Raw genomic sequence first — 17,293 nt, forward strand, 5'->3', positions numbered from 1 at the left:
GTGCCTGGGTGCGATGGTGCGAACGGGCGGGTGGCCCGGCCAAGAGGGCGGAACGATACTCGGGTGTTCGGGTGTTCGGGTGTTCGGGTGTTCGGGTGTCGCCGGTGCGAATTCCTGATTAATTCTCAGTACTTCACGACCTGAACATACTCCGCATTCTGGAATTAGCGATGCTCGCCCAGCTGATCCGCGACGCGGACGGTCCGACGGTCCGACGGACATCCGGGCGTCTTCGACGGGTAGCTTTTTCATGACATTCAACGACAACGCGAACATCGGCGGCGGCCGGGTCAGCAAAAGGGGCCGCACCGCGGGAATCGCAGTGGGCGGCGGCGTGGGTGCGATCGCCCTCTTTCTGCTCTCACAGCTCCTGGGTGTCGACCTGAGTGGCCTGGCCGGCGGCGGCACGCAGCCCGTCGACAGCGGCAGCGTGTCGAATCTGCCCGAGTGCACGACCGGCGCCCAGGCGAACGAAGACGTCGAGTGCCGGATCAAGGGCGCGGCGGCGTCCCTCGACGTATTCTAGGCTGAGGAACTGCCCGCCCGCGGAGCCGAATACCAGCGGCCGCCGGTTGCGCTGTTCACCGACAGCGTCGGAACCGGGTGCGGCGGGGCCACCAGCGCCACCGGGCCGTTCTACTGCCCGCCGGATGCGACCATCTACATCGACACCGCGTTCTTCGGCGACCTGCGCACCCGCTTTGGCTCGTCGGGCGGCCCGCTCGCCGAAATGTACGTCGCGGCGCACGAATGGGGCCACCACATCCAGAATCTCGATGGAACACTCGCGGCCTCCCAGGATGGACAGACCGGGGCCGGCTCCAACGCGGTGCGCGTCGAACTTCAGGCCGATTGTTTCGCCGGCGCCTGGGCCGGGGCCGCCTCCGACACCCGCGACACTGGCGGAGTGCCCTTCCTGAAGCCCATCACCCCGGCACAGATTCAAGATGCGCTCAGTGCGGCATCCGCAATCGGCGACGACCGCATCCAGGAGTCCATGTAGGGCCAGGTCAACCCGGAGGCCTGGACCCACGGCTCCAGCGAACAGCGCCAGCGGTGGTTCCAGACCGGCTTCGACGACGGCGCCGGTAGCTGCGACACGTTCGCGCCGGCCGACGCGGTGCTGTAGAGCGGGCGGGTCAGTTGCGCGTGAGTATGCCGTCGTGTTCGGTGTAATCTTCGCCGGTGACCGGACACACAAAGCGGTTGTCTCCCTCGGCCCGCAGGGGCAGGCCGCTGCGTCCGACCCAGCCGGTGCGCCGAGCCGGCACGCCGACCACCAGGGCGTAGTCGGGGACATTCTCGGTGACGACCGCACCGGCTGCCACCATGGCCCACCGTCCGATCGTGAGCGGGGCGATGCAGACCGCGTGGGCGCCGATCGACGCGCCGGTACGCACGGTCACCCCCACGAGGTCGCGGTCGTCGGTGGCCCTGAGCGTTCCGTCGGGATTCACGGCCCGAGGATGCGTGTCATTGGTGAAGACCGCCGCGGCGCCCACGAAAACCCCGTCCTCCAATAGGGAAGGCTCGTAGATGACCGCGTAGTCCTGGATCGTACAGTGCCGCCCAACCACGACGCCGGGTCCGATATGGGCGCCGCGGGCGAGAACGCACTCGGGGCCGAGCCGCGCGTATTCGCGCACCTGCACGAGCGGGCGGATCGTGCAACCGGGGCCGATCACGGCGCTTGGATCGATCTCGGCCGACGCCGCGACTCCCATCACGTCCCCTCGGGTGGCAGGAAAAGGGTCGGGTGCTCCGCGGGGGGGCGGAGGAATCGACGACAAAGAAGCGTATTCACGGTGATTCCCTGCAGTTCGGGTTACAGGTCGGAGAAGTGCTGCCGCGGTGGCTGCCGCGTGCGCCGCTGCCGGGAATCCTCGCACGACATCTACGAACAATCTGACGTTTTCTCAGCGAGTCACAGCACGGAATGTACCCCCGTTTGGACGCGAGCTACTAGGACCTCTTCGGGGGGGGGGGGGGGGGGGTNTTGGTTCGGGAGGTGAACGCGCTGCGAGCCGGAGTCTTCCCCGGGCGGCCTACGGATACCGGGCTGCGAGGCAAAAAAAAAAGAAGGCCACCCCAGTAGAAGCCTGGGAATGACCTTCAGTGGCCCCGACCGGCGTCGATCCGGTGACCTTTCGATTTTCAGTCGAACGCTCTACCAACTGAGCTACAGGGCCAGAAGTGGCTTCGAGAAGCCGCTTCAAGGAAAAAAACCCTCTCTGTCGAAAGGGCTTGTTGCCTGTGCGACCCTGACCGGACTTGAACCGGCGACCTCCGCCGTGACAGGGCGGCGCGCTAACCAACTGCGCTACAGGGCCTCGTAAGAAGATCTAACGAGAGTCGAACTTTGTCTAGCTGTTTTCGTACTTACTTATTCTTGCACATCCCAGACCTGCAGGATGCGTAGCCCCAACGGGATTCGAACCCGTGTTAACGCCGTGAAAGGGCGCCGTCCTAGGCCGCTAAACGATGGGGCCGAGACGCCATAAACCTCATGGCTTCCGACGCATAAGCATACGGTCTACCGCCCGGGAATCTCAAATCGAGAGCAAAAAGTGTTCCTTCCGGGGGTGTCGCAGGCATTGAGCCCGTGAATTTCCCAGGTTTCGCTTGGCGGGCCGCTAGATTCAAGGGGGGTGTTTTTACCCTGTTGTTGTTACTCTGAGTCGGTCTCAAGCAGTAGCAGATGTGTGTAACGAGCCCGATCGGGGAGTAATGAAGCGCACGGCAGTTCTCTTCAGCCGGGAAGCACGAGCGGAAAAGGGGGGTGACGGATCCGCGGGCAGCAGGCGCAGTCGCCGCCACCGTGTCAGCCTGGCGACCGGTTTCGTCGCTGCGCTCTCCCTCTTTGTTTCCCTCATCGGTCCGGCCGGCCCGGCCCAGGCCATCGACTATCCAACGTGGCAGGACGTGCAGAACGCCAAGTCCAACACGGCCGCCGCCTCGGCGCAGGTCAGCCAGATCCAGGGTCTGATCGCCGACCTGCAGACCCAGGTGGAGCAGACCCAAGCCGAATCCGAGGCCCGCGGAGCGGAACTGCAGGCGGCGCAAGAGAAGTTCGACGAGGCCAGCCGGCGCGCCGCCGACCTCGAGGCGCAGTCCGCCGCGAGCTCCGCGGTGGCGGCGACCGCGACTCGCCAGGCCGGCCAACTTGCCGCCCAGCTCTACCGCACCGGCGGCACCGACCTGAGCGTGAACCTCTTTCTCGACGGCGAGGGGCGCGGCGAAGACGCCGATGCGCTCCTGTCCAAGCTGGGCAGCATGAGTAAGCTCGTCGAACGCAGCAGCAGCGTCTACGAGCAGGCGCAGACCGCCACCAACGTGGCCGAGTCTCTGGGTGACCAGGCCAAGGTCGCCCAAGCCGAGCGCGAGAAGCTTCGCGTCGCGGCCGAGGAAGCGCTCGTCGCTGCGCAGGCCGCCGCGCAGGCGGCCGCCAGTGCCCTAGCCGAGTCGGAGGCGAAGAGAGTCGAACTCGACGCCCAGCTGGCGTTCATGCAGGATGCGCAGGCCACTACGTCGGCCGGCTACGAGGCCGGAGTGGCCGAGCGGGCGCGACTGGCCGCCATCGAAGCGGAACGGGTGCGCGTCGAGCGCGCTGCGGCCAGCGCGCGGGCGGCCGCAGCGGCCGCAGCTGCAGCGGCCGCGAGGCCGAGCAACGGGGGAGGCTCGTCCAGCAGCTCCGGCGGCTCAGTCGGCGGCGGTGGCTGGGCGGTTCCATCCGGCGGGCGCATCACGGACGGCTACGGCCCGCGTGCGCAGATCTGCGGCAACGAGGGCTGCAGCAAGGGCTTCCACAGCGGCACGGACCTCGGCGCCGGCTGCGGCTCGGGAATCTACGCGGCCAGCAGCGGCACCGTCGTCTACGCCGGTCTCTACGGAACCTACGGCAACTTCGTTTTGATCCAGCACGCCAACGGCATCTCCACCGGGTATGCCCACATCCGCTCGGGCGGCATCTTCGTCTCCAACGGCGAGAGCGTCTCCGCGGGGGAGAACATCGCCAGCGTTGGGGAGACCGGTGCGGCCAGCGGCTGCCACCTCCACTTCGAGGTGCGCACCAACGGCAGCCAGATCAACCCGGTTCCGTTCATGTCGGACCGGGGCGCTTCCCTTGGCTAGGGACACCGACCGACGGGGGCGGCGCAAGAAGCCCTCCCGTCTGTTCGCGGCGGTCGCCCTCGGAGCTGTCTCGGCATCCGTGGGCGTCGCGGCGCCGGCGGCGTTCGCCGTGCCCGGCTACCCCAGTTGGGACGACGTGGCGAAGGCCAAGCTCAGCGAGGCCACCAAGCAGGCCGAGATCGAATCGATTACCGAGCTGCTCCAGGGCCTGCAGATCTCGGCGGCGGCGGCCACCAAAGCCTCGCTGATCGTGGCGGAGGCCTACCGGGTCGCGCTGGACGACCTCGAAGCGGCCACGGCCCGTGAAGCGAGCCTGGCGAGGCAGGCCCAGACGGCGGAGGCCCGTGCCGCGACCTCGAAGCTGCGGGCTGGCCTGATCGCAGCCCACCTGGCGAAGACCGGCGCCCAGGATCTGTCGCTGAGCCTGTTTCTCAACGGCGACAACTCCGATGAGTTGCTTGGACGGCTCGGCACCGCGAGCAAGCTGAGTGAGCAGTCGGACACGATCTACCGCGAAGCACTGCAGGATAAGAACACCTCCGAGTCGCTCGGGAAGCAGGCGGCATCCGCTGCCGAGGAACGCACCCGGCTCAGCGCGGAATCGCTGGCCAGGTACGAGGCGGCGAATGTGGCCGCGCAGGCCGCCGAGACGGCCTACGAGACCGAGCAGCGGCGCTCCACTGAGCTGTTCGCGCAGCTGGCCCTGTTGAAGGACACCACGGCCGAGGCCGAACGCGCCTACCAAGCCGGTCAAGATGCCGAGGCGGCGACGGCGGCCCTCGCCCGGGCGCAGGCGGCGGCCGCCCAAAAGACCGCAGCCGACGCCCAGAAGGCCGCGGGCGGCAAGAGCACGCCCCGGCAGCCGGCGGCCCAGCCCGCGCCCCAGCCCGCAGCACAGCAGCCCGCTTCACGGCCGGTCACCCCGGCCCAGGCGGCCCAGCCCGCTGCCGCGGCAGCTCCTGCGGCTCCGGCCCCGGCAGCTCCTGCGGCTCCTGCGACTCCGGCCCCGGCGGCTCCGACCACCGCGGCCCGGGCCCCGAGCGCCGGAGCGGTCGACACGGCGCTGTCATTCGCCACCCAGCAGCTCGGCGACCGCTACGTGCTCGGCGGCTCCGGGCCGAACGTCTGGGACTGCTCGGGGCTGACCAAGGCCGCCTACGCGGCGGCGGGCATCTACATTGGCTCGCACTCGGCCACCAACCAGTACCGCACCATGGCCAACGAGGGTCGCCTGGTGCCCTTCAATCAAGCTCAGCGCGGCGACCTCGTATTCTGGGGCGGTGGTGGCGACTACTACCATGTGGCTATCTACGTGGGCGGCGGCAAAATCCTCGAGGCCCCGAACCCGTCCTCGCCCGTGCGCATCCACGGCATCTGGTCTGCGGGCGACGTGGCTCCCTACGTGGGACGACCCGGCTGACCGGCGAAACGGATCACCGGGTTGTCGGGTGCGCGGGCATCCGGGGCGTGTCTGCGAATTCGTGTCACCACACCACGATGGCGCTCAGGACAGCTCCGCCCCGGTAAGTGAGGGCGGGTTTGTCGTGGCGAGTGGCAAGTCCGCGCCACAGCTTGCGGGTGTGGCAACCCGGCGTCGCCGCTCGAGGAGCGCGGGGACGAACGAGGCGGCAGCACGTGTGGGGTCGCCACTTCATGGGTTGCAGCAGTCGCACCATTCTGGGGCTGCCAGTGCGTGATTTCGTGGTGGTCGGATCTGGTGAGTCCACCGGCCGCAACCGTGGATATCGGCTGTGATGGCCTGGGTTGCCGATCCGCAGAAGGAGCAGGGCAGGCCGTGTTCGACGTCGACGTGGCCAAACCCGGGCGCCCGGGAGGCCGGACACTCGGTTGAGAGACGCTGGGCCATTTTCTCGCACAGTGCTCGGATGGCTGCGGCGCGGGATGGTGCCTTGTGGGCGCGGTAGTCCGGAAGTATCGCAACGGATTGGTGCTGTTTCAGAAGTGCTTCAGCGGTGTCGCCGAGGATCTCGAATTGGGTGATGCTTTTGTGGGTGACCGTGTGGTTCTTCTGTGTGCCGTGCAGGATCACGCCCTGGTCCAGGAAGCCGATAGCCGACGCGAACGTGATGGCTTCGCTGGCGCTAACGATGTGTCGTCTTCCGGCCACTGGCGAGGTGCTGACGCTGCCTTCGGCAATCTCCGGGCCCAAGGTGGTTCACGTCCCGCCGGGCGACTGCATCCCGGCGGGCACGCGGGCCCGGTGTGGCTGGACATCGGCGGGATGATCTCCGGTCTGCGCGTGATCTCGGCCCGGGACGAGTCCCGGCAGCCCGCCCTCACTCACGCCCGCCCTCACGGCAGTACGAGTCACGGGTCGACTCTGCCGACAATCCTCACCGGACTGAAGGAGACGCGTCCTAGTGGCCCTCTTCCGCCAGTTTCGTGAGGCCGTCGCGCACGATCTGGTCGGCCTCCGCGGCGTCGCCCCAGCCCTCGGTCTTGACCCATTTGCCGGGTTCGAGGTCCTTGTAGTGCTCGAAGAAGTGCTCGATCTCCTTGCGGGTGTACTCCGGGATGTCGGTGACGTCCTGGATATAGTCCCAGCGCGGGTCGCCCGCGGGAACCGCGATGACCTTTGCGTCTGAGCCGCCGTCATCCGTCATATTGAACACGCCGACCGGGCGAACCGACAGGCCGACCCCTGGGAAAAGGGGAAACTCGATCAGGACCAGGACGTCGACCGGGTCGCCGTCGAGTCCCAGGGTGTTCTCGAAGAAGCCGTAGTCGGTCGGGTACACGAAGCTCGTGTAGAGAACCCGGTCCAGGTACACCCGCCCGGTCTCATGATCGACTTCGTACTTGTTGCGGCTCCCGCGAGGGATTTCGATTACTGCGTCGTATGCGGCCATGGCCTGGTCTCTCCCTTGTTCACAGTCTGTCGATAACGTTACTGGATGGAGTCCCCACGCCGCCCGAGGCTCACCCCGGCGATCGCCGATGTGCGCCGCCATGTACGCACCCTGCTCACCGAGGCCGGCCCGGCCCGCGGCGGCGGCCTGGTGCTGGTCGGCCTCAGCGGGGGAGCCGACTCGCTCGCCCTGGCCGCAGCCACCGCTTTCGAGGCGCCGCGCGCGGGCCTGCGCGCCGGGGCGGTCATCGTCGACCACGCCCTGCAGGCCGGCTCGGCCGGCGTCGCGGCGGCCGCGGCCGGGCAGGCGCGGGAACTCGGCCTCGACCCGGTTCTCGTTCTTCGGGTCACGGTCGACCACGGCACGGATGCCGGCGGTCCGGAGGCCTCCGCCCGCACCGCTCGGTACGCGGCCTTCGACCAGGCGCGGCGGGAGACCGGCGCGAGCCACATCCTCCTCGGGCACACACTCGACGATCAGGCCGAGACCGTGCTACTCGGCCTTGCCCGGGGATCGGGCCCCACAAGCCTGCAGGGAATGAAGCCGGTCGGCGGGCCGATTCTGCGGCCGCTGCTGGGCATCCGTCGCGCCCGGACCCGGCAATTCTGCGTGGATGCCGGCCTGCACCCCTGGCAGGACCCGCACAACGACGACCCCCGCTTCCAGCGGGTGCGGGTACGCCAGACCGTGCTGCCCGTACTCGAGCGGGAGCTGGGGCCCGGCGTGGCCGAAGCACTCGTGCGCACGGCCGGGCAGCTGCGCGAGGACTCGAGCGCGCTCGACGACATGGCCCGTGGTCTCAGCGAGCAGCTGAGCGAACCGCTCAGCGACTCTGCCGACGGCGCCGGAATCCGGCTGGACGCGAGCCGGCTCGAGACGAATCCGCCCGCGGTGCGCCAGCGGATCATCCGATTCTCGGTCGAACGGGAGTTCGGGGTGTCCCTGGAACGCGTGCACACGCTGGCCGTGCTGCGCCTGGTCACCGACTGGCACGGGCAGAAGCCGCTTGACCTGCCAGGCGTTAGGGTTATACGGCAGGACGGCTGGCTGATATTGACCGCGCCTGGACACGCCCCGAGTAAAGGACCCTCCCGCTCCCATGGAACCCCGCGACATTGAAGGCGACCTCACCGAGATTCTGATCGAGGAGGAGCAGATCCGCACCCGGCTCGCAGAGCTGTGCCGCCTGATTGAGGCGGACTATGCCGGCAGGGACCTGTTGCTGGTCGGCGTGCTCAAAGGAGCGGTCATGGTCATGGCCGATCTGGCGCGCGAACTCGTGCACCCGATCACGATGGACTGGATGGCGGTCAGCTCCTACGGGTCCGGCACGCAGTCCAGCGGCGTCGTGCGCATCCTGAAGGATCTCGACACCGACCTGCTCGGCCGCAACGTGCTCATCGTCGAGGACATCATCGACTCCGGTCTGACGCTCTCGTGGCTGCTGTCCAACCTGAAGTCTCGCGGCCCGGAATCCGTTGAAATCTGCGCCCTGCTGCGCAAGCCGGATGCCGCTCGCGTCGACATCGACGTGAAATACCTCGGTTTCGACATTCCGAACCAGTTTGTCGTGGGCTACGGTCTCGACTTCGACGAACGCTACCGCAACCTGCGCTCGGTGGGCGTTCTCGCCCCGCACATCTACAGTTGAGCCTGGTAGCGCTTTGGGCGAACACACGGTCTTCGTCCAGCGCGGTCACGGTAGCCTGTCACCACGATGAACGTCAAGAAGCTACTGCGCGGGCCGCTCCTCTACATTCTCCTGGCGATTGTTGCTGTGTGGGTAGGGTCGAGTCTCATTACCATGTCGGGATTCAAAGAGATTCCGACCCAACAGGGACTGGAGTTCCTGAAAGACGGGAAGGTTTCCGAGGCCACGATCGTCGACGGCGAGCAGCGCGTCGACCTCACCCTGACCAAGGCGGATAAAGACCTCGGTAGCGAGGTCCAGTTCTACTACGTCGCCCCGCGTGGCGAAGAGGTCATCACGGCCGTCACCACTGCCAATCCGGCCGACGGCTTCACCGACGAGGTGCCGAAGTCCAGCTGGATCCTGTCGCTGCTCGGCATCATGCTGCCCCTGCTCCTGATCGGCGCTTTCTTCTGGTTCATGCTCGCCGGCATGCAGGGTGGCGGCAACAAGGTGATGCAGTTTGGCAAGTCGAAGGCCAAGCTGGTATCCAAGGAGAGCCCCCAGGTGACGTTCGCGGATGTCGCGGGCGCCGACGAGGCCATCGAGGAGCTCGAGGAGATCAAAGATTTCCTCAAGGAGCCGGCGAAGTTCCAGGCCGTCGGGGCGCGCATCCCCAAGGGCGTTCTGCTCTACGGCCCTCCCGGAACCGGTAAGACCCTCCTCGCCCGGGCCGTGGCCGGCGAGGCCAACGTGCCGTTCTACGCGATCTCGGGCTCCGACTTCGTGGAAATGTTCGTCGGCGTCGGCGCGAGCCGCGTGCGCGACCTGTTCCAGCAGGCCAAGGAAAACGCCCCGGCCATCATCTTCATCGATGAGATCGACGCCGTTGGCCGTCACCGCGGCGCCGGCATGGGCGGCGGGCACGACGAGCGCGAGCAGACCCTCAACCAGCTGCTGGTCGAGATGGACGGCTTCGACGTCAAGGCGAACGTCATTCTCATCGCGGCCACCAACCGGCCCGACATCCTCGACCCGGCGCTGCTACGCCCCGGTCGCTTCGACCGTCAGATCGGCGTGGACGCGCCCGACATGCTCGGTCGCAAGCGCATCCTGGAGGTGCACTCCAAGGGCAAGCCGATGGCTCCCGGCGTCGACCTCGAGGTGCTGGCGCGCAAGACGCCCGGCTTCACCGGCGCCGATTTGGCCAACGTTCTCAACGAGGCCGCGCTGCTCACCGCGCGTTCCAACGCGCAGCTGATCGACAACCGCGCCCTCGACGAGGCAGTCGACCGCGTGATGGCCGGTCCGCAGCGCCGCAGCCGTGTCATGCGTGACAAAGAGAAGCTGATCACCGCGTACCACGAGGGCGGCCACGCGCTCGTGGCGACCGCAATGCGCAACACCGACCCGGTCACCAAGATCACGATCCTGCCCCGCGGCCGCGCCCTCGGCTACACGATGGTTATGCCGGTCGAAGACCGCTACTCCGTCACCCGCAACGAACTACTCGACCAGCTCGCCTACGCAATGGGCGGTCGGGTGGCCGAGGAGATCATCTTCCACGACCCGACCACCGGCGCCTCGAACGACATCGAGAAGGCCACCTCGACCGCGCGCAAGATGGTCACCGAGTTCGGCATGAGCTCGGCTGTCGGCCCGCTCAAGCTCGGGCAGGGTTCCGGTGAGGTTTTCCTCGGCCGCGACATGGGCCACCAGCGGGACTACTCCGAGCGGGTCGCCGAAAGCGTCGACGCCGAAGTGCGCCAGCTGCTTGAAGACGCGCACGACGAGGCTTACCAGGTGCTGATCACGAACCGGGCCATCCTCGATGAACTGGCCGCCGAGCTGCTCGAGCACGAGACGCTCGACCAGCACGCGCTGGCCGGGCTCTTCACGGGCGTCGTCAAGCTGCCCCCGCGGCCGCAGTGGCTGTCCAGTGACAAGCGTCCGGTCTCCGACCTGCCGCCCATCGCGATGCCGACCCCCAAGGCCCTCATCGAGAGCGGAGTCGCCGATGGCAGTACCGCTGGCGAGACCGCCGCGCGCACTCCGGCCCGCACGCCGGCCCGTACCCCTCGTCCTGCCACCGCGTAGGCCCCCGGGTGGCAGTGGACAGGGTTCGGATCGAAGCCGCGGTCGCCGAGATCCTCGCCGCAATCGGTGAAGATCCCGCCCGTCCGGGCCTCAGGGCGACCCCTCGCCGGGTGGCCGAATCCTACGGTGAGCTCTTTGCCGGGCTGGCGGTGGACCCGGTCGACCACCTGCGTGACGCGATCCCGGTGGGCCCGCACACGGGTGAACTGGTGCTCCTGCGCGACATCGCCTTCCGCTCCGTCTGCGAACATCACCTGCTGCCCTTCCTCGGCATCGCCCACCTTGCCTACGTGCCGAACGAACGGGTCGTGGGTCTGGGCAAGCTGCCGGCTGTCGTCGACACGATCGCCGCCCGGCCCCAGATGCAGGAACGCCTCACCGAGGAGATCGCCGAGGCGCTCCAAATCGGGCTCGCACCGCTCGGCGTACTGGTCGTGCTCGACGCCGTGCACGGTTGCGTGACCGCCCGCGGTTCGCGCCAGACCGCCAGCTCGACCGTCACGATGGCCAGCCGCGGGTCCCTCGCCGAACCCGTGAAGCGCGCCGAGATCATGGCCCTGATCGGCTCCGGCCGGTGACCCGGCCGCGCACCCTGATCATGGGGGTGCTCAACGTCACACCGGATTCCTTCAGCGACGGCGGCCGGTGGGCATCGACGGATGCCGCGATCATCCACGCCCTCGACCTGCAGTCCCAGGGAGCCGACCTGATCGACGTGGGCGGCGAGTCCACGCGCCCCGGCGCCGGCCGGGTCGCGCCCGCCGAGGAGCAGTCCCGGGTGATCCCGGTGATCAGCGAACTCGCCCGGCAGGGGCTTTCGATCAGTGTCGACACCCTCAATTCGAGCACCGCGGCCGCCGCGGCCGCCGCCGGGGCGCAGATCATCAACGACGTCTCCGGCGGCCTGGCGGACCCGCAGATGGCATCCATCGCCGCACGCAGTGGGCTGACCTACGTCGCCATGCACTGGCGGGCGCACGCCCCGAAGATGGACGACCTCGCTGTCTATGGCGACGTCGTCGCCGAGGTGCGGGCCGAGCTGGTTTCGCGGGTCGACATGCTCACCGCGGCTGGCCTGCCGCCGGAGAAGATCGTGCTCGACCCGGGGCTCGGCTTCTCGAAGCTGCCCGATCACAACTGGCGTTTGCTGGCCCACCTGGACGCCTTCGCCGACCTGGGGTTCCCGGTCATGGTCGGTGCCTCTCGCAAGCGGTTCCTCGCCGGGGTGCTCCCGGCCGACGCGGGCGTGCTGGAACGCGATCTGCCGACCGCCGTGGTCAGCGTGCTGGCCGCGCAGGCCGGCGCCTGGGCGGTGCGCGTGCACGACGTCGCGGCGACGCGAACGGCGCTGAATGTGCTGGCACTGGCGGATTCCGCCAGAATGGGACCATGAGAAGCGACTCCATCACGCTCACCGGCCTGCGGGTCAACGCGCACCACGGCGTCTACGACTTCGAGCGGGAAAACGGACAGGACTTCGTCATCGACGTAACGGTTTGGCTCGACCTGCGGCGTGCCGCCGCGAGCGACGATGTGACGCAGACCATCCACTACGGCGAGCTCGCCGTGGAAGTGACGGATGCTGCCCGGCACAACCCGGTCGACCTGATCGAAACCGTCGCCGAGCGCATCGCCGTTGCGGTGCTGGCGCACGACGCCGCCGACACGGTGCAGGTGACGGTGCACAAACCACAGGCACCGATCTCCGTACCGTTCACGGATGTCGCGGTGCAGATCGTGCGGACGCGCGCATGACCGACGCGACCCCGGCGCTGCTCGCCCTGGGCAGCAATCTCGGCGACCGCATGGCCACCCTCACCGCGGCGATCGACGCGCTGGAGCAGGTGCCCGGGCTCGAGCTGACCGGCGTCTCCCCGGTCTACGAGTCCGCCGCGGTGAAGGTCGGCGGCGTCGACGACGAGGCACCGCGCTATCTGAACCTGGTGGTCGGCATCCGTTACACCGGGCACCCGCACACCCTGCTCGACGCGGTGAACGCCATCGAGAACGACCACGGTCGGGTGCGGGTCGAACGCTGGGGCGACCGCACCCTCGACATCGATATCATCGTCTTCGGAACGGCCTCGCTGCACGACGAGCGCCTGACCATCCCGCACCAGCGGGCCGCCGAGCGCGACTTCGTGCTGGCCCCGTGGTTGGACCTCGACCCGGCCGCAGTGCTGCCGGGCCGCGGCCCGGTGCGCGCGCTGCTCGGCGCGATCAACACCACCGTGCAGCGGTACCCCGCACTGCCGTCCGCGGGCGGCAACCGGTGAAACGTACGCAGCCGTCGGCGCTGATCGCCCTGGGTCTGGCCGGCCTGGTCGTCGTGTTCCTGCTCGAGCTGGCCGCCGCGGCCGGCGGCTCGGCGATGTTCCTGCCCCCGGCCACCCTGCCGATCGCGTTGATCGCGATCGGGATCGGCGTCCTGGCGCTGGCCTGGCCGATCCGTCAGGCCATTCGCGGCACGGTGCGGAAACACGTCAACCCGTTCCTGGCCATCCGGGTGGCGCTGCTGGCGAAGGCGTCGGCGCTGAGCGGGGCGCTGCTTCTCGGCGGCGGACTGGGAATCGTGCTCTACATCCTGACCCGCTCGGTCGTGCCGGCGGTAACATCGTTATGGCCTGCAATCGGGACGGCGGTAGGCGCCGGGATCCTTCTGACCCTGGGGCTCGTGGCCGAGCACTTCTGCACGCTTCCCCCCGATGACGACGATCAAGAGCAGGGAGAAGTGCGTGCCTGACGCGGCTGTAGGACTGGACCTCCCCGACGTGGAGGAGTGGAAGCGCGTCTCCCCGCGTTATGTGGTGGTGGAGACGGTCGGCACGATCGTCTTCGGACTGGTGCTCACGGCCATGGCCGCGGCGGTGTGGCTGCTTCTCGACGTGCAGTGGGCGCTCTACGTGATCGGCGCGATCGTGTTGATCACCGGGGCCAGTGTCGCCTTCGAACCGCGCCGGGTGCGGGCCATCGGCTATCAACTGCGACGCGACGACCTGCTCTTCCGCCGGGGCATCATGTTCACCCGGTTCGTGTCCGTCCCTTACGGGCGGATGCAGCTGGTCGATATCACGCGCGGCCCGATCGCGCGCTGGCTGGGTCTGGCCGACCTCAAATTCGTGACCGCGGCGGCCTCGTCGGGGGTGCTCATCCCGGGGCTCGCCGAGGCCGACGCGGAGAGCCTGCGCGACCGGCTCGTGGAGTTGGCCGAGAGTCGCCGGGCCGGGCTGTGACCACGCTCGCCGACGGGGAATGGCACCGGCTGCATCCGGCCAGCCCACTGCTGCGCGGCGGCATCTTCATCGTCGCCGTGCTCGGCTTCATCATCGCCAACCTCCGCGAGCGGCTGATCGACGTCTTCTTCGGGGTGCCGAGATACGGCGGCGACCCGATCGACGCGATCCTCGAGCGCGGCGTCGTCGGCTGGGCGCTGCTCGCGGTCGCGGTCGTGCTTGTGCTGATCCTGGCGGTCTTCTACCTGTCCTGGCGCATGCACACCTTCCGGGTCACCGGGGAGGTCGTCGAGGTGCGTAGCGGAATGCTCTTCCGCAGCAACCGCCGGGCCCGCCTCGACCGCATCCAGGGTGTCAACATCGTGCGCCCGTTCATCCCTCGCCTGATCGGCGCCGCGAAGCTCGAAGTCAGCGTGGCCGGTCAGGACGCCAATGTGCAACTGGCCTACCTGGGTTCGACCCTGGCCGACCAGCTGCGACGGGACATCCTTCGCCTCGCGTCCGGACTGCGGCAGCAGGCCGTTCCCGCCCCGGATGCCGCGCTGGCCCAGACCTCCCGTCTCGGTCACGCTCCCGCGTCACCCCTCTCTCCCGCGACCGCCGCCGCCGACCGGGCCCGGGATCTCTTCGCGCCCGAGCTGGACCCCGACGCCGCCCCGCCGGAATCGGTGGTGCGGATTCCGCCCGGGCGGCTGATCGGATCCGTCGTGTTCAGCGGCTTCACGGTTTTCGTCGTGCTCGCCGGAATCGCCCTGATCGTCGGCGTGACCGCCGGCGGCAGCGACTGGCTGCTCGTAGCCTTCATCCCCACCCTGATCGCCAGCGTCAGCTTCTATTTCACCAGGGTCATCAAGTCGCTGCGCTACAGCATCGCCGGCACCCCCGACGGCGTGCGGGTCGGCTTCGGGCTGCTCACTACTAGCAACGAGACCCTGCCGCCGGGCCGGGTCCACGCGATCGGCGTCTCGCAGCCGTTGCTCTGGCGCCCGTTCGGCTGGTGGCAGGTGCGCATCAACACGGCCGGCCACTCCAGCACCCAGGGTGCCGCCGGCGAGGCCAACACCACAACCCTCCCGGTGGGCACGCTCGCCGACGTCGCCCGGGTGCTCGAATTGATCCTGCCCGGGTTCGACTCGGCGGAGCAGCAGGCCCTGATCGAACGGGGCCTCCGCTCGAAGGGCGGCGACGACGGCTTCACGAACGCGCCGCGCCGGGCGGCCTGGCTGCATCCGTTCTCGTGGCGCCGCACCGGCTACACCGTCGTGGGCGGCATCGCTCTGCTCCGGCGCGGCGTGATCTCGCGGGAGCTGGTGCTGGTGCCGCTGGCCCGGTTGCAGAGCGTCGCCATCTCGCAGGGCCCCGTGACTCGGATGCTGCGCCTCGCCTCCGCCCGGCTGCACACCGTCGCCGGGCCGGTCTCCGCCTACCTCGGGGTGGTGGCCGCCGCAGAGGCCCTGGTTTTCTTCGACCGGATCGCCTCCGGGGCCATCTCGTCGGCCCAGTCCGACACCAGCCACCACTGGAACCAGCCGATCCAGGACCAGCCGACCGCGGCCCAACCCACCTGGAAGCAACCGAACGGAGTCATCGAATGACGCCGCGTCCCGGACGCCTCGGAATCGGCATCATCGGTGCCGGCCGGGTCGGCCCCATCCTCGGCGCCGCCCTCGCCGGCGCGGGCCACGCGATCGTCGGGATCTCCGCCATCTCGCAGTCCAGCCGTGACCGGGCCGAGGCGATTCTTCCGGGCGCGCCCATCCTCACCGTTCCCGAGATCGTCGAGCGCAGCGAACTGGTCATCATCGCCGTGCCCGACGCCCAGCTCGAGAGCCTCGTCAGCGGGCTCGCGGCCGCCGGAACCTGGCAGGCCGGCCAGCTTGTGTTGCACACCTCGGCCCGGTATGGCACCTCGGTGCTGGCCCCGGCGCTGGCCGGTGGCGCAATCCCGCTGGCCATCCACCCGGCCATGAGCTTCACCGGCACCAGCATCGACCTGGCCCGCCTCGCCGACAGCTACTTCGCGGTGACGGCGCCCACGCCAGTGCTGCCGATCGGGCAGGCGCTGGTCGTGGAGATGGGCGGCGAGCCCGTGATCGTCGCGGAGGCCGACCGGGCTGCCTATGCCGAGGCCGTTGACACCGCCACGGCGTTCTCCACCTCGATCGTGGAGCAGGCCACCGGGCTGCTGGCCGGCATCGGCATCGAGCACCCCGGAGCGGTGATCGCGCCGCTGATGCGGTCCGCCATGGAGAACGCGCTGGCCCGAACCAGCCCCGACCGTCTCGACCTCTCCCAGCTCGACGCGCTGGACGCGCTCGACACCCGCGACCAGGACGGTTTCGACGAATGACACAACCGCAACACACCGGAGGACGAGTGAACGTGCTCACCAAACCAGCAGTCATCGGCAGCATCGAGGAACTGCGGAGCCGCCTGACCGACGCGCAGAGCCGCATCGAGAGCGCGCGCGCCGGGCGCGGCGAGGCCGGGCTCGGGCGACCACGCATCGTGCTGGTCCCGACCATGGGGGCCCTGCACGCCGGGCACCTGACCCTGGTTCGCCGGGCCCGCAGCCTCGGCGACATCGTCGTGGTGTCGATCTTCGTCAACCCGCTGCAATTCGGGGTCGGGGAAGATCTCGGCAGCTACCCGCGCATGCTCGAGGCCGATGTCGCGGCTCTGGCCGCGGAGGGCGTGCCGTTCGTATTCGCGCCAACCAGCCAGCTGATGTACCCGGACGGCGCCGCTTCCACCCGGGTTGTCGCCGGCGCGGTCGGCAGCCTCTTCGAGGGCGCTGCGCGCCCCGGGCATTTCGACGGCATGCTGACGGTGGTTGCGAAGCTGTTCAACATCGTCGGCCCCGACGTGGCCGTGTTCGGCCAGAAAGACGCGCAGCAGGTCTTCCTGGTCGAACGGATGCTGGCCGACCTCAACTTCCGCACCCGCATCGAGGTCGTCCCGATCGTGCGCGAAGACGGCGGCCTCGCCCTCTCCAGCCGCAACCGCGCGCTCGAACCGGCGCAGCGCGCCGCCGCCCGGGCGCTGTCCGCGGGGCTCGAGGCCGCAGCATCCGTCGCCGCCCAGGGGGTCGGCGCCGCACTGCAGGCCGCCCACGCGCGGATCGACGTGCAGCCGCTGGTTAAACTGGACTATCTCGTTGTCGTCGACCCGCGGACCTTCCTTCCGGTCGGGGGCGAGCATCACGGCCCGGCCCGCATGCTGGTCGCCGCGCTGGTCGGCCACACCCGGCTGATCGACAACGTGGCCCTGGACCTTCCCTAGGCCGCACCACCCGCACGACCGTCACCAGCCAGACCCTCACCAGCCCGACC

The 17,293-nt window shown here is 68.8% G+C and carries 17 protein-coding genes, 3 tRNA genes and 1 pseudogene; 15 read left to right on the forward strand and 6 right to left on the reverse strand.

What is annotated here, in order from left to right:
* Window positions 1–250 precede the first annotated feature (250 nt).
* Window positions 251–1,129: pseudogene (locus E3O28_RS08575) on the forward strand (neutral zinc metallopeptidase).
* Between the two features lie 10 nt (window positions 1,130–1,139).
* Here the strand turns inward: E3O28_RS08575 and E3O28_RS08580 are convergent.
* The 4 genes from E3O28_RS08580 to E3O28_RS08595 form a co-directional block, all read right to left on the reverse strand.
* Window positions 1,140–1,724 carry an acyltransferase gene (locus tag E3O28_RS08580; RefSeq protein ID WP_134415622.1) on the reverse strand — a complete coding sequence of 195 codons (585 nt, stop codon included), beginning with the start codon at window positions 1,722–1,724 and terminating at the stop codon, window positions 1,140–1,142.
* 392 nt (window positions 1,725–2,116) lie between these two features.
* Window positions 2,117–2,189 (reverse strand) — tRNA-Phe (locus tag E3O28_RS08585).
* A gap of 67 nt (window positions 2,190–2,256) precedes the next feature.
* A tRNA-Asp gene (locus E3O28_RS08590) sits at window positions 2,257–2,330 on the reverse strand.
* 86 nt (window positions 2,331–2,416) lie between these two features.
* Window positions 2,417–2,489 (reverse strand) — tRNA-Glu (locus E3O28_RS08595).
* A 238-nt stretch (window positions 2,490–2,727) separates the two neighbouring features.
* On the opposite strand from E3O28_RS08595, the gene E3O28_RS08600 reads away from it, so the two are divergent.
* Entirely contained in the window at window positions 2,728–4,131 is a 1,404-nt protein-coding gene (locus tag E3O28_RS08600; protein WP_104102476.1) for a M23 family metallopeptidase, read from the forward strand.
* Entirely contained in the window at window positions 4,124–5,551 is a 1,428-nt protein-coding gene (locus E3O28_RS17225; protein WP_134415623.1) for an NlpC/P60 family protein, read from the forward strand. Before E3O28_RS08600 ends, E3O28_RS17225 begins: the two co-directional genes overlap by 8 nt.
* 231 nt (window positions 5,552–5,782) lie before the next feature.
* Here the strand turns inward: E3O28_RS17225 and E3O28_RS08615 are convergent, their stop codons facing one another.
* Together E3O28_RS08615 and E3O28_RS08620 are read right to left on the reverse strand one after the other, a co-directional pair.
* A complete protein-coding gene (locus E3O28_RS08615) occupies window positions 5,783–6,301 on the reverse strand; it encodes a DUF6671 family protein (RefSeq protein ID WP_134342633.1) in 519 nt (172 codons plus the stop codon).
* Window positions 6,302–6,509: 208 nt separating this feature from the next.
* Window positions 6,510–7,001 carry an inorganic diphosphatase gene (locus E3O28_RS08620; RefSeq protein WP_104102469.1) on the reverse strand — a complete coding sequence of 164 codons (492 nt, stop codon included), beginning with the start codon at window positions 6,999–7,001 and terminating at the stop codon, window positions 6,510–6,512.
* A gap of 45 nt (window positions 7,002–7,046) precedes the next feature.
* Here E3O28_RS08620 and tilS point away from each other — a divergent pair, with 45 nt between their 5' ends.
* The 12 genes from tilS to panC all read left to right on the forward strand — a co-directional run bounded on the left by tilS (window position 7,047) and on the right by panC (window position 17,243).
* Window positions 7,047–8,120, forward strand: a complete 1,074-nt coding sequence (gene tilS / locus E3O28_RS08625; RefSeq protein WP_104102466.1) for a tRNA lysidine(34) synthetase TilS — start codon at window positions 7,047–7,049, stop codon at window positions 8,118–8,120.
* On the forward strand, window positions 8,101–8,652 hold the full coding sequence (gene hpt / locus E3O28_RS08630; RefSeq protein ID WP_104102464.1) for a hypoxanthine phosphoribosyltransferase: 552 nt from the start codon (window positions 8,101–8,103) through the stop codon (window positions 8,650–8,652). Before tilS ends, hpt begins: the two co-directional genes overlap by 20 nt.
* A 66-nt stretch (window positions 8,653–8,718) precedes the next feature.
* Complete coding sequence (ftsH, locus tag E3O28_RS08635) at window positions 8,719–10,728, forward strand: ATP-dependent zinc metalloprotease FtsH (protein ID WP_104102461.1); 2,010 nt, start codon at window positions 8,719–8,721, stop codon at window positions 10,726–10,728.
* Between the two features lie 8 nt (window positions 10,729–10,736).
* The gene (gene folE, locus E3O28_RS08640) at window positions 10,737–11,306 is read left to right on the forward strand and encodes a GTP cyclohydrolase I FolE (protein ID WP_104102458.1); all 570 of its coding nucleotides are present in this window, start codon (window positions 10,737–10,739) and stop codon (window positions 11,304–11,306) included.
* A gap of 20 nt (window positions 11,307–11,326) precedes the next feature.
* Window positions 11,327–12,121, forward strand: coding sequence for a dihydropteroate synthase (gene folP, locus E3O28_RS08645; RefSeq protein WP_104102712.1), 795 nt, complete (start codon window positions 11,327–11,329; stop codon window positions 12,119–12,121).
* The gene (folB, locus tag E3O28_RS08650) at window positions 12,118–12,483 is read left to right on the forward strand and encodes a dihydroneopterin aldolase (RefSeq protein WP_104102455.1); all 366 of its coding nucleotides are present in this window, start codon (window positions 12,118–12,120) and stop codon (window positions 12,481–12,483) included. The genes folP and folB overlap by 4 nt, the downstream gene beginning before the upstream one ends.
* Window positions 12,480–13,004 (forward strand): 2-amino-4-hydroxy-6-hydroxymethyldihydropteridine diphosphokinase, encoded by a 525-nt coding sequence (gene folK / locus E3O28_RS08655; protein ID WP_104102453.1) that lies wholly within the window; start codon window positions 12,480–12,482, stop codon window positions 13,002–13,004. Before folB ends, folK begins: the two co-directional genes overlap by 4 nt.
* The gene (locus tag E3O28_RS08660; RefSeq protein ID WP_104102450.1) at window positions 13,001–13,471 is read left to right on the forward strand and encodes a DUF3180 domain-containing protein; all 471 of its coding nucleotides are present in this window, start codon (window positions 13,001–13,003) and stop codon (window positions 13,469–13,471) included. The genes folK and E3O28_RS08660 overlap by 4 nt, the downstream gene beginning before the upstream one ends.
* Window positions 13,464–13,961, forward strand: a complete 498-nt coding sequence (locus E3O28_RS08665; protein WP_233191491.1) for a PH domain-containing protein — start codon at window positions 13,464–13,466, stop codon at window positions 13,959–13,961. The genes E3O28_RS08660 and E3O28_RS08665 overlap by 8 nt, the downstream gene beginning before the upstream one ends.
* Window positions 13,958–15,556 carry a PH domain-containing protein gene (locus E3O28_RS08670; protein WP_134415624.1) on the forward strand — a complete coding sequence of 533 codons (1,599 nt, stop codon included), beginning with the start codon at window positions 13,958–13,960 and terminating at the stop codon, window positions 15,554–15,556. The genes E3O28_RS08665 and E3O28_RS08670 overlap by 4 nt, the downstream gene beginning before the upstream one ends.
* The gene (locus tag E3O28_RS08675; protein WP_104102442.1) at window positions 15,553–16,311 is read left to right on the forward strand and encodes a Rossmann-like and DUF2520 domain-containing protein; all 759 of its coding nucleotides are present in this window, start codon (window positions 15,553–15,555) and stop codon (window positions 16,309–16,311) included. Before E3O28_RS08670 ends, E3O28_RS08675 begins: the two co-directional genes overlap by 4 nt.
* Before the next feature lie 32 nt (window positions 16,312–16,343).
* Window positions 16,344–17,243 (forward strand): pantoate--beta-alanine ligase, encoded by a 900-nt coding sequence (gene panC, locus E3O28_RS08680; RefSeq protein ID WP_233191489.1) that lies wholly within the window; start codon window positions 16,344–16,346, stop codon window positions 17,241–17,243.
* The last annotated feature ends 50 nt before the right edge of the window (window positions 17,244–17,293 follow it).

Source organism: Cryobacterium sp. TMT2-14 (assembly GCF_004402465.1).
Taxonomy (GTDB): domain Bacteria; phylum Actinomycetota; class Actinomycetes; order Actinomycetales; family Microbacteriaceae; genus Cryobacterium; species Cryobacterium sandaracinum.